This is a genomic window from Stenotrophomonas sp. P5_A9 (assembly GCF_056400525.1).
This window is the reverse complement of sequence record NZ_JBFULC010000012.1, coordinates 38,441-50,217: the sequence shown is the minus strand read 5'-3', so window position 1 is coordinate 50,217 and position 11,777 is coordinate 38,441. Positions and strand designations below refer to the sequence as shown.

Sequence of the window (11,777 nt, the reverse complement as noted above, 5' to 3'; positions counted from 1 at the left end):
GTGCGCTTACCCGCAGTTGGCGCGCACGATCTTGTTCTGTTCGTCCACTTCGATGCTGAGGCGGTCTTCGCGGAAGTCCATGGTCATCGCCATGCCCGGCTTGAGCACGCGTGCATGGCGGGCGCCGCTGTCCTTCACCGCCTTGCTGATCACCGCCTCGCTGGCGGTCTGCCCGACCAGGCCGGTCAGCTTTTCGGCATCGCAGCGGCTGGCGCTGTCGGCGCCGGCGGCCATCGGCTCGGAGGTCGGCGCGCTGCTCTTCGGGGGTTGGCTGCAGGCGGCCAGGGGCAGGGCACAGCCGAGGGCAAGCAGGAGTGTCATACGCATGCGGCGTTCCTCACGGGCGGTAAGTAGCGGGCAGTGTGGTGGGTCTGTGCTTCACGCGGTGTCAAAAGCACCGTCCATGACCCGGTGCCGGCTCAGCCACCCTGCAACGCCAACGTCTCCCGCTCGCGCTGTTCTTCGGCGACCAGCCGCAGCATCAGCAGCGACAGGGTGACCACGTCCTGGTGGTTGTGGTCGGCCACGCGCCGCAGGTTCACCGCGCTGCCGCCACGCAGGTAGTTCAACCACGCCGCAGGCGCTTCGGCGCCCGGCAGGTCGTCTTCGCGGACGATCTGCAGCAACTGGCGTTCGATGGTGGCCAGGCGGCAGTTCTCCCAGGTGCCGCGATAGCGGCGGCGGGTGGGGAACAACAGGTCCACGTGGTCCAGCGGGGTGATCGGGCAGCGTTGCCGGGCCAGGCGGTAGCGGGTCTTCAGCAACGGGGCGTCGTAGCAGCGGCCGTTGTAGCTGGAGAACACGGTACTGGGCTGCAACCAGCCGGCAAACTCGCGCAGCATCGCGGTTTCGGCGGCCATGGTGGTCATCAGCAATTGGCGGATGCGCAGGCCGTCGCCTTGTTCGGGATGGGCATGCCAGTCGGCGGCGCCGATCATGAAGGCGCGGGTGCCGGTGCCGCCGGCCAGGCCGGTGGTCTCGGTGTCGAAGAACATCAGGTCCTGCGGCTGCACCTGTTCGCCCTCACGCCTGGCGAAGGCCAGCGACAGCGCCTGGGTGGGGATGGGCTGGGGCAGGAACGATTGGATCAGGAACAGGCCTGGCGCGATTTCCTCGCCGGGGATGTGGCGGTCCTGCGCGGTGGCGCGCGGTTGGGCGGCGGTGGCGCTGGCGCCGCGCCCGCGCAGGCCGAGCAGGCGATGCAGGCCGCCGACGTCGGGTTTGCGCAGGGTCGGTGCAGGCGCCTTCGCTGCCGGAACCGGGGCAGACTCTCCCGTGGGTTTGTGGCGGATTTCCTGCTCGACCCAGGCGAAGACCGAGGCCGGCGCGGGTTTGCGCGCGTGGGCGTCGTTGGCGGCACCAGGGAGGGGACCGGCCGATGGGCCGATGGGGGGCGACGCATGGTCGGCAGCGACCAACGCATTGCCTGCTGGCGCAAGCGTTTCACCGCTGGCCGCAACGCACTCCCGGGCAGGCGCCGGCGTGGCATCGCCGGCCTGCCGGCGCAGCAGGCGCAGCTTGTCCAGGCTCAGGCTCACTGCGGCACCACCTCGGCGGTGACGCGCTCGCGCTCGGCGGCGCTGGGCAACGCGTGGTCGTCGAACAGGTCCAGCACCTTCAGCGCCAGCGCCCGGGGCGTGGTGGCATCGTCCTCCTGGCCGGCCAGCACCGGGCCGACACAGGCCGGGCAGCCGGCCTTGCAGTCGCAGCGCTGCACCAGTTCGCGCGCGCGCTGCAGCAGTTCGGCCTGGCGCAGCCACAGCGGTTCGCTCAGGCCGACGCCGCCGGGGAAGTTGTCGTACAGGTACACGGTGGGCACGAACTGCTGCTGCAGTTCGATCGCGCTGGCATCGAACTCGGCGCCGCGCAGCTGGCCGCGCCCACTCTGGTCGGCCACCGCGAACCACGCGCCGTCGCCGTTGCCCACGGCCTTCTGCAGGTCGCGCGCGTCGGCCATCACCGCCACGGTGGCCACGATGTGCAGCGCGTAGGCCGCGCCGAGGAAGCCATCCAGCGCTTCCTGCTTGCTGTCGAACGCGGTCAGCAGCAGCGCCTGCGGCAACTGCCACCACACCGCCGTGGTGTGCAGTTCCTGGTCGGGCAGGTTGACCGGGCCGTAGCCGATGTTCTCGTGGGTGTAATAGCGGATTTTCTTGTAGCCGGCCACGCGCCGCACCACATGCACTTCGCCGTGGTGGGAATCGCCGCGGCCGGCGATGCAGCCGTCGAAGCGGTCCAGCACTTTGAGCTTGGTGAAGTCGATGCTGTCGGTGTAGTAGTCCACGTGGGTGCGGGTGACATAGGCCTTGCGGCCTTCCCAGTCCAGCCGCTCCACCTGGTAGGGGCTGGACTGCACCATGTGGATGGCGCCTTCGTACAAGGTCAGCGCGGCGGCGGAATAGTCCACCTCGGCGATGATCTGCTGTTTGCCATCGCTGCGGTCGACCACCACGAAGTTGCCGTCGGCCACCGAGCGCAGGCTGACCGCGTTGGCCGGATAGCTGTCGGCGATCCACTCCCAGCGGTCGCCTTCGCGGTGGATCACCTCGGTTTCGGCCAGCGCTTCCAGGAAGACCAGCGGATCGATCGGGCCGAACGGGTCGCCGGCCAGGAACGGAAGCTCGAAGGCGGCGCAGCGGATGTGATCGAACAGGATCAGCGGCTGGTCCGGCGCGATGCGCGCGTGCTCGGGCGAGGCGTCGGCGAAGAAGTCCGGATGGCGGACCACGTACTGGTCCAGCGGCTGCGAACTGGCCACCATTACCCCCAGCGCCGGTTGCTGCCGACGCCCGGCGCGGCCGAAGCGCTGCCAGGTGGCCGCCACGCTGCCCGGATAGCCGTTCAACACGACGACGTCCAGGCTGCCGATGTCCACGCCCAGCTCGAGGGCCGAGGTGCTCACGATGCCGTCGATCAGCCCGGCGCGCATGGCGCGCTCGGTCTCGCGGCGTTCGGTGGGCAGGTAGCCGCCGCGGTAGGCGCGGATCCGCGCGGGCTTGCGCGGGTCATGGTCGAAGATGTCCTTGAGGTACTTGGTCAGCACTTCGACCATCAGCCGGCTCTGCGCGAAGATCAGCGTCTTCAACCCGGACTTGATTGCGATGCGGGCAATCCGGTTGCTCTGCGAGCGGGCCGAGGCGCGCAGGCCGAGGTCGGCGTTGACCACCGGCGGATTCCACAGCAATACATGTTTCGGACCGCTGGGCGCGCCCGACTCGGTGATGGCGGTGACCGGCGCTTCGATCAGCGCCTGCGCATGCGCCTGCGGGTTGCCGATGGTGGCCGAGCACAGGATGAACTGCGGCTCCACCCCGTAGAACGCGCAGATCCGCTTGAGCCGGCGCAGCACGTTGGTGACGTGGCTGCCGAACACGCCGCGGTAGGTATGCACCTCATCGATCACCACATAGCGCAGGTTCTCGAAGAACTGCGCCCACTTGGTGTGATGCGGCAGGATCGCCTGGTGCAGCATGTCCGGGTTGGAGACCACGATGTCGCCGTGCAGGCGGATCGCCTGGCGTGCATCGCCGGGGGTATCGCCGTCGAAGGTGAAGGCCTTCACCCCCAGGTCGCCGGCGCGGTTGAGTTCGAGCAGCTCGGCCACCTGGTCCTGGGCCAGCGCCTTGGTCGGGAACAGGTACAGCGCCTTGGCCTTGCCCTGCATTGCCGCGCTCACCACCGGCAGGGTGTAGCACAGCGACTTGCCGCTGGCGGTGGGGGTGACGATGGCCACGTGCTCACCGCGCTGGGAGGCCTCCCAGGCCTCGGCCTGGTGGCTGTACAACTGCTCGATGCCGCGCGCCTTCAGCGCGGCGGCCAACGCGGCCGGTACATCGGCAGGCAGCGGTGCATACCGGCCTTCGCGGGCGGGAATCGTGAAGCTGCCGGTGATGCGGTCGGCATAGCGCTGCTGCAGGCGTGCGGTAAGCAGCGCGCCGTTGCGCGAGGGCAGGCCGTCGGTGGTGGACAGGCGGCGCTCGGCGTCTTCGGTGCGCTTGGCGAGTTCGTAGGCCATGGGGGCAACGGTCTGCAAAGGACGCTATGGAATCACAGACCGGTCTCAATGTTTGAGACACCGCAGCGGCGGCGGGTGAATGATTCAGCGCCGCCGCCGGCGGATCAGTAGCGCTTGGCGCCCTTCACCGCCGCGTCGATGGATTCCTGGATGCGCTTGATGTCGTTCTGCCCGGCGTCGACGTATTTCTCCACGCAGCGGAAGTGTTCCTTGACCTCGCGCTGGTAGCGGCTCTGGTCCGACGGCGTATTGCCCGAAGGTTTGCGCGGCGGCTCGCAGCGCGGCGCCGGGTAACGGCTGCTGCTGAGATTGCTGGGGCCGGACACCGCCCACGCGGCACGGCTGTGCAACACCGACGCGCTGGACACCAGCGCCATGGCGACCATCACTACGACACGCGACATGGGCGATTCTCCTGGAAAGTCGCAGTATAGGCACCGGCGGCACGCGCTCGAACGGCATCGCGCTGCCTGCCCCCCCTTCCATCGGAGCCTGCCCGCGCATGACGCGTCTGCTTTTTCTTATTGCCCTGTCCACCCTGCCCGGGACCGCGCTGGCGCTCGACGCCGCCGCTGACGGCACCTGCCGCAACGGGGCCTTCCCTGCCCAGCAGAGCGACTTCGCCCTGGCCACGGTGAGCGGTGACACGCGGTTGTACCTGCTCGGCGACCTCGACGGTTGCCCGGCCAAGGGCGAGCCCGCCTGCCGCCAGCGCAGCTACGTGGTCGGCGGCGATACGCTGATCACCGGGCGCACGCTGGGCAGTTATCGCTGCGGCTTCTTCCCCAACCATGTTGGCGGCAGCGCCGGCTGGGTCGATGTGCGGCGCCTGCAGCCCGTGCCCGCGCGCGCCGCACCGACGCTGCGCGACTGGGCCGGGCAGTGGCACGACGGCGACAACACGCTGGATCTGGTGGTGCGGGACGACCAGCTCGTGCTCACCGGTGAAGCATTCTGGCCGTCGGCCAAGCCGACCGCGCAGCGCCCCTACGGGCCCAACCTGGGCCAGATCGACGCCGTGGCACGCCCGGTCGGCACAGTGCTGGAGGCCGTCGACAAGGACGACGCATCGTGCACCCTGCAGGCGCGCTGGCTGGGCGACTACCTGATCGTGACCGACAACAGCGCGTGCGGCGGCATGAACGTGCGCTTCAACGGGGTCTACCGCCGCGACAAGGGCCGCCGTTGAGCGCAGCTGAACCGCAGCTCCAGCGCCTCTACGAAATCTGACGCCTGCCTCCGTATGCTTGGCCGCAGCACGCAACGGGCAGGGACATGGCGGTGGCACTGAGTGGATATCAAGCAGTAGTACTGGCCGGCCTGCTGGTCGCCGGCGGGGTGCACGCACAGCAGGTGGAATCGCCGCCGGAGCCGGCCATGCCGCCGCCGACGGAGGCGCCGGCGCAGGTCACCACGCTGGGCGAAGTGCGCGCGCTCAAGCCCGAGGATGATCAGCCGCTGGACCTGTACCGCTACAAGAGCCCGGTGAAGCTGGAGTCCAACCGTTTCAGCCGCTCCTGGAGCGAACCGCCCTCCCCCGAGCAGGTCAGCATGAGCGGCGGCTACCTGATGATGGGCATCAACTACGGGTTGGGAAAGGCCGCGCAGGGGCTGCACAAACTCACCGGCGGCCCGGACCAGATCCAGTCCGCCGTGGCCCGCCCGCCACCGGAGTTGAGTGCCGAGCAGCAGCGTCGCGCGCAGGAATTCTGTGCGCGGCAGGACGACTGCGTGGTGCCTGCGGGGCGATAGCCGGTTCGCGGGCCAGGCAAATCAGGGGGCAGGCGGGACCCTACGCGGTCGCCAGCGCTCCAGCCACCACAGCAGCCCGGCCACCAGCACGAACGCCAGCAGCCAGGGCCAGCGCGGGCCGGGGGCGTTCACGGTGCCCGATGCCGCACTGCCCACCGCATCGCGCACCAGCAGCGCATTCGCATCGCGTTGCTGCTGGCGGTACAGCGCCGGCGCGCTGGCGGGATCGAACACGTAGAACGCCTGCGCGAGGTCGCCCTGTTGCAGCTGGTGCCAGCCGGCCTGCTGCGGCCAGTAGCCGGCGCAGTGCCCGGCGCCGGTGGCCGGATCGACACGCAGCGGCACCGCGATGCCGGCCGGACTGCGCACCTGCGTTTCGGCGGCCACATTGCACAGCACCACACGTTCGCCCGCCCACGGCGTGGGCGCATCGATACGCACCTGCACCGCATTCGGCAGCGGTCGCGCCACGCTGGCCAGTACACCACTCCACAATTCGGCATGGCGATCATCGCGGCCAGCCAGTACCAGCCGGTAGCTGTCGCTGACCGGCAGCAGCGCCAGGCGGCCCTTGCCCACGCTGCGCCAGCCGCCGACCGGTTGGCCCTTGTCGTCGCGCAGCAGGGCGGTGGCGTCGGTGGCGCGCAGTGGGAACTGCTCCAGCACCGGTACCGCGGCACTGTGCGAGGCCGCATCGGCCTCATCGATGTAGGTCGTTGCCTGCGTCGCCGGACGTTGCGGGCCGCGACGCGCCTGAAGCAGCGCGGCATCCGGATCGGCGGCCAGCTGCAACGGTGTGCCCGGGGTGTTGCCGGTAACGGGCAGGCCCCATCCGCGTAATACCCGGCGTGCGCCGTCACCGAGCGGCCCGCCGGTGCGCACCAGCACGCCCAGGCCCTCGCGCAGCGCCTGCTGCACGGTGCTGCGCTGGGCGACACCGAGGGTGAGGAGGCTGCGTTCGTCGAGGATCAGCACGTCGGTGGCCGCCAGCCGCGTGGCGGTGAGTGCCACGGGGGCATCGCCGAGCGAGACGCCGCCGCCGGCGCTGGCCTGGGCCTGCACGTCCAGCCCGGTATCGGCCGCCCAGCGGCGCAGGTATTTCAGTTCCGGGCCTGGTGCGCCGGCGAGGATCAGCACGCGCGGCGCGGGTTGGTCGAGCGTCTGCAGGGGCACCGGCACGTTGTCCACTACGTGGCGGCTGGCATCGAGCAGTCGCAGGCTGAAGGTGCTGCGGCCGCCGGCCCGCGCCACACCCTCCAGGGCGATGCTGCCGTCGCTGCCGAGCGTGCCGCGATCAACCACGACCCCGGCCGGGTCGAGCAGCTCGGCGCTGGCACCGGCAACGCCCTGCGCGCGTGCATGCAGTTGGAACACGCTGCCCGGCGCGGTGATGGGTGGCGCCTGCAAGGCACGCCAGCCGCGCGGTGGCGCCGGCTGCAGCAGGTGCACCTGCCCGGGCAGGGTGATGTCGCGGTCGCGCGCCGGCAGGCCATCGCCGATCACGCGCAGCGACTGCGTGCCTGGATGCAGGCGCAGCGCGGTGCCGAGGTCGGGGACGGCGGTCGCGGTGGACTGCGCGGCCTCCGGCAGGGCGACAATGGTGTCGCCGCTGGCAGCTGACCACTGCACCTCCTCCGCACCGTGGGTCAGCACGGTCAGACGATCGGCGCGCGCCTGCGTAAGCGGCGGTACCAGGGTGAAGTACAGCAGCCCACTGACGGCGATCTGCAGTGCCAGCAGCGCGGCCAGGTGCGGGGCGCTGCGACGCGGTCCGCGCCGCTGCTGCCAGAGCAGGCGCGCGCTGCCGATCAGCGCGATGGCCAGCAGCGCCAATGCGATCCAGCGTGACTCGATCATCGCGCGCCCTCCAGGGCATCCAGGTACGACTGCCCCATCCGATCGGGTGCGGCGCGCCGCGGCACCTGCGGTGATGGACGCAGCAATGCGCGCCACAGCTGCGCACGCAGGGTCTGCCGACACGCGCTGCAGTCCGGGGCGATGCGCAGTTCTTCGATCGCCGCCGCCAGGCTGAGCGGGTCGGTCAGGCGCGTTTCATTGCGGCGCAGCCATCGGGTCAGCGCATCCAGATCGGGCACGGTCTCGGTCGCGCCCAGTTGCTGCCATACCGCCACGATGGCGGTATCCGGTGCGTCCAGTGCGCGGATCGGCAGCGTGCGGCTGGCGAGGTCGGCGCGGTTGCCGCTCATGCGTCGGCCTTCGTCGATCGGTGGCAGTTCCGGGCCGACCCGCGCCAGGTAGATGCGCTCGGCCTGCTGGACCTGCTTGATGAAGGCCAGCGCTTTGTTGGCATAGGGCAGCGCGGCCTCCGGACGGCCCTGGCGCAGCTCGCCTTCGGAGGACCACATCTGGTCCAGCGCGGCCTTCAGCGTGGCGCGCGTCTGTGGGTCGAGCAGGGTGGCGGCTTCGGCGTGATCATGGGTGTGGCCGTACTCGGACAGCACGTCGGTGGCGCTGCCGAATACCGGTGGGCTGCCGGTCTGCGCGCTGCCGTGGTCATGCGCGTCGCCACCGGCCTTGTCGTCGTCGTGATCGTGATCGGGCGGTGTGTCGCTGGTCGGCAGCGCATCGCTGGTGGGCGGTGGCTTCGCGCCGCCCTCGCTCTCCTCGCCCAGGAACTGGCCATAGCGCAGGCGCAGGATGCGCTGGTCCACGCCGATCGCATCGGCGCGCCGGGTGAATTCTTCCGGCGGCAACTGCCGGCGCCGTTTGATCAGCGCTTCGGCGTCGATGATGATCTGGCGCTGGCTGCGGAAGTACGCCGGCAGGGTCTTCTTGACCATGCCCTCCAGTTCGGCGCCCTGCACCTGCTCGGCACTGGGCAGGCGCAGGATCAGGCTGGTGCTCTGCGCAGCCTGCGGCGTGGGGGCGTGGTTGTCGCGCACCTGCAACTGCGCGATCACATCATTGCCCGGCGCCGCGCCGAGCGCGGCCAGGTCCAGCGTGCGTGCGAAGCGGCGCAGTGCCGGTGCACCGCTGCCGGACAACGTCAGCGTCTGCTCGCGGAAGGTGATGTTCTCGCCGCTGCCCTGGGCCAGGGTGATCTTCAGCTGGGCATCGGCGGCGACACCGTAGTCATCGCTGGCCTCGAACTGCAGGGCCCACTGGCGCTGTCCCGGCGTGCCCAGCACCAGCGTGCGGTCCGGGACGATCACGCGCACGTTCGGTGGCCGATCGGGCAGCACATCCAGACGGTAAAGGCGTTGTTCGCGCAGCGCCGGTTCGGTGACCACGCGGTACAGCGCGGCGCGGTCCGCGTTCCAGGTGCCGGTCCATTCCTCGCCGGTGCGCACCAGCGCCATGCGTCGGCCATCGTGGAACTGCAGGGCGACCTGCGTGGGCTGCGCGGAAAAGCGCAGCGACCACTGCAGCCCACTGCCCTGCGCGACCTTGGCGTCCAGCGTGGTCTGCACGCGGGCCGGCTGGCCGGTGTAGGCCGGGGCTGTGATCGCCAGGCGCGTGGATTGCAGGCGCGGCGGCAGTGCAGCGGTAGCGGCGGGCGGCGATGACAGGGACGGCATCACGTTGCCGCCGACACTGCGCGGCCAGCCCAGCACCAGTGCGATCACCACCAGTCCCAGCAACCACGACACCGCCATCCAGCGCCGTGGCCAGCGCGGCCGCAGCTCGGGAATGGATGCCTGCAGCGCGGCCGTTACCCGCGCCTGCTGGCGCTGCTGCAACGGGTTGAGCGTGGCCGCATCGGCAAACAGCAGGTCGGCGCTGTCCTGGACGATGCGATGGGTGTCGAGCTGGCGCACAAGCCAGTGCCGGTCCAGCTGGCGACTGCGCCAGGTGGACAACGCCACGCTGGCCAGCAGGCTGATCAGCAGCACTACCGTGGCGCTATCGAAGCCGCCCACGCGCAAGGTAAGCGCGGTGGCGGCAAGCGCCAGTGGCAGCGCGAGCAGCAGCGTGGCCCACCACTGGCGCCGCCGCGCGCGCTGCCAGCTGCGCTGCAGCAGGGGGCTCATGCCGGCACCCCGCGACGTGGCGACGTCGCCAGCCAGCGTTCCAGCGCGAACAGCAGCACGATCAGCCCGAGCAGCCACGGCGCGAGGTCCAGCGGTTGCGGCGCGGGTGCGTGGGCTCCGGTCAACGGTGCATGCGCGGCGGCGGCCACCCACTGCGGTGCGGCGGGTGGTCGTGCAAGGGCTAGCAGCTGTTGCGGAAAAGCCGGATCTTCGAGGATCGGCAGTGTCGAAGGAGTCATCGCAGCATGGAAGCGCAGGAGGCGACCGTTGCCGACGCGGCGCTCGCTGATGGCCGCCTGCCCCTGCGCGTCGCGCAGCACCACCGTTTCGGCAGCCGCGCGCGTTACGGGCTGCGTGACCAGCAGCGTGCCGCCACCGTCCAGCCATGCCTGCCACGTAGGCGGCAGCGGCGCGGCGGACAACCACACGCCGATCTCGCCCTGCACCGGCGCTGCGTCCGTGGCGGCAGCCAAGGGTTGGCCGGACCACGCCCGCTGGACCGCGTTGAGGACGCGCTGGGCCGGTGCATCGGCCTCTCCGCCGAGGCGCAGTCGCGGCGCACTGCTGGTTGCGTCTGGCGCGGCCGGCACTGTGCGTGCGATGGGGCGCCACTGCACCGGGCGCGACAGGCGCGGGCGCTGCGCATCCGCGCCGGGCATCCGGTCCGGGACGTAGACGGTCAGCGGTGCACCGGCCGGCAGCTGCTGGTCCAGTTCGCGAAGCAGGCTGGACAGTGGCTGCGTGGCGCTTGGTGCCGGCGTATCTGTCGATGCAAAACCGGGCGACAGCCAGCGCCAGTCCGCCTCCGGCTGCTGCGCGCGCAGCGCCGCGGCATCCAGGCCGGGTGCCACGGCGATCACCGCGTGGGTATCGGGCGCGCTGCCCTGCAGGACCGGTCGCGCCAGCAGCAGGGCCAGCGCGGCCAGCAACAGCAGGCGCACCAGCAGCAGCGGCCATTCGTCGAAACGGATGCGCTGGCGCGGCCGTACCTTGGCGCGCAGCCAGCGCAGCGCGGCGAAATCCAACGGCGCGTAGTGATGACGGCGGGCCAGATGCACCAGTAGCGGCACCAGCCACGCGGCCAATGCCAGCAGACCCAGCGGGAACAGCAGCGCCAGGTTCATGCGCCGCTGCCCGGGCCGAACAGCAGCCGCAGCGGTGCATCCAGCGGCTGGTCCATGTAGCCCACGGCGTGCGCGATGCCACTGGCATGCAGCCGCGCCTGTAGCGCGTGCTGTGCCTGGCCGAAGCGCGCCAGGTAGTCGGCGCGGATCACCCGTCCATCGCCGAGCAGCTCCTCACCGGTCTCCGGATCGCGGAAGCGGTGGCCGTCGGTGAACGGAAAATCGCGTTCGTCGGCACTGAGCAGCTGAATCTGCAGCACCTCGCGGCGGGCGGCCGCCAGGCGTTCCAGCAGCACGATGCCGGCCTCGTCGAAGCCATCGCCGAGTGCCACCAGCAGGTCACCGGCCTGCACGCGCTCCCAGACCGGGCGCAGCGTGTCGACCGCCGGCCAGCCGCCCTGCGCCTGCAACTGGCGCAGCATCAGGTGCACGCGGTCGCGCTGGCGCGGGCCGCTGCCGGCCGGCACCAGCTGCACGCCGAGCCCGTTGACCGCGATCACCCCGAAACGATCGCCCTGCTGCAGCGCCAGTTCGACCACGCAGGCGGCGGTGGCGCAGGCCTGGTCCAGGCGCGACCACGGCGGCCGCGCGCGATCACGCTGCGCGGCCGACGCAGTGGCATCGATCAGCACCCAACTGGTGATCGGGCTTTCGCGCTCGGACTCGCGCACGAAGAAGCGGTCCGAACGTGCATACAGCTTCCAGTCGATCTGGCGCAGCTCGTCGCCCGGTTCGTAGGCGCGGTACTGCGCGAACTCCAGGCCGGCGCCGCGGCTGCGGCTGGCGTGTTGGCCGATGCCATGCGCACCGCGTGCACGCCGCGGCAGCAGACGCAGCGCCTTCAGGCGGCTGCGCACATCGGCGGGGAGGGCGATCGGGGCGTGCGGGGTCATG

At 70.7% G+C, this 11,777-nt stretch carries 10 protein-coding genes; 2 read left to right on the top strand and 8 right to left on the bottom strand.

The window, feature by feature from the left end:
* Nucleotides 1-6 precede the first annotated feature (6 nt).
* From AC1DR7_RS05685 to AC1DR7_RS05670, 4 genes are all read right to left on the bottom strand, one after another.
* Nucleotides 7-327, bottom strand: coding sequence for an I78 family peptidase inhibitor (locus AC1DR7_RS05685; RefSeq protein ID WP_256777303.1), 321 nt, complete (start codon nucleotides 325-327; stop codon nucleotides 7-9).
* Between the two features lie 92 nt (nucleotides 328-419).
* Nucleotides 420-1,538, bottom strand: a complete 1,119-nt coding sequence (locus AC1DR7_RS05680; RefSeq protein WP_457318256.1) for a ribonuclease H-like domain-containing protein — start codon at nucleotides 1,536-1,538, stop codon at nucleotides 420-422.
* Nucleotides 1,535-4,015, bottom strand: coding sequence for a DEAD/DEAH box helicase (locus tag AC1DR7_RS05675; RefSeq protein ID WP_478052578.1), 2,481 nt, complete (start codon nucleotides 4,013-4,015; stop codon nucleotides 1,535-1,537). The genes AC1DR7_RS05680 and AC1DR7_RS05675 overlap by 4 nt, the downstream gene beginning before the upstream one ends.
* Nucleotides 4,016-4,119: 104 nt before the next feature.
* The gene (locus AC1DR7_RS05670) at nucleotides 4,120-4,419 is read right to left on the bottom strand and encodes a hypothetical protein (protein WP_457318037.1); all 300 of its coding nucleotides are present in this window, start codon (nucleotides 4,417-4,419) and stop codon (nucleotides 4,120-4,122) included.
* A 98-nt stretch (nucleotides 4,420-4,517) separates the two neighbouring features.
* Between AC1DR7_RS05670 and AC1DR7_RS05665 the strand changes: the two genes are divergently transcribed.
* Together AC1DR7_RS05665 and AC1DR7_RS05660 are read left to right on the top strand one after the other, a co-directional pair.
* Nucleotides 4,518-5,204: a hypothetical protein gene (locus AC1DR7_RS05665; protein ID WP_457318036.1), complete on the top strand. Its 687-nt coding sequence runs from the start codon at nucleotides 4,518-4,520 to the stop codon at nucleotides 5,202-5,204.
* An 86-nt stretch (nucleotides 5,205-5,290) separates the two neighbouring features.
* Nucleotides 5,291-5,767 (top strand): hypothetical protein, encoded by a 477-nt coding sequence (locus tag AC1DR7_RS05660; protein ID WP_457318035.1) that lies wholly within the window; start codon nucleotides 5,291-5,293, stop codon nucleotides 5,765-5,767.
* Between the two features lie 21 nt (nucleotides 5,768-5,788).
* On the opposite strand, the gene AC1DR7_RS05655 is transcribed toward AC1DR7_RS05660, so the two are convergent.
* Genes AC1DR7_RS05655 through AC1DR7_RS05640 form a run of 4 tightly spaced genes read right to left on the bottom strand, consistent with a single transcriptional unit; the run spans nucleotide 5,789 to nucleotide 11,776 of the window.
* A complete protein-coding gene (locus tag AC1DR7_RS05655) occupies nucleotides 5,789-7,624 on the bottom strand; it encodes a hypothetical protein (RefSeq protein ID WP_457318034.1) in 1,836 nt (611 codons plus the stop codon).
* A complete protein-coding gene (locus AC1DR7_RS05650) occupies nucleotides 7,621-9,759 on the bottom strand; it encodes a hypothetical protein (RefSeq protein ID WP_457318033.1) in 2,139 nt (712 codons plus the stop codon). The genes AC1DR7_RS05655 and AC1DR7_RS05650 overlap by 4 nt, the downstream gene beginning before the upstream one ends.
* Nucleotides 9,756-10,883, bottom strand: coding sequence for a BatA domain-containing protein (locus AC1DR7_RS05645; protein WP_457318032.1), 1,128 nt, complete (start codon nucleotides 10,881-10,883; stop codon nucleotides 9,756-9,758). Before AC1DR7_RS05645 ends, AC1DR7_RS05650 begins: the two co-directional genes overlap by 4 nt.
* Entirely contained in the window at nucleotides 10,880-11,776 is an 897-nt protein-coding gene (locus AC1DR7_RS05640; RefSeq protein WP_457318031.1) for a DUF58 domain-containing protein, read from the bottom strand. Before AC1DR7_RS05640 ends, AC1DR7_RS05645 begins: the two co-directional genes overlap by 4 nt.
* Nucleotide 11,777 lies beyond the last annotated feature (1 nt).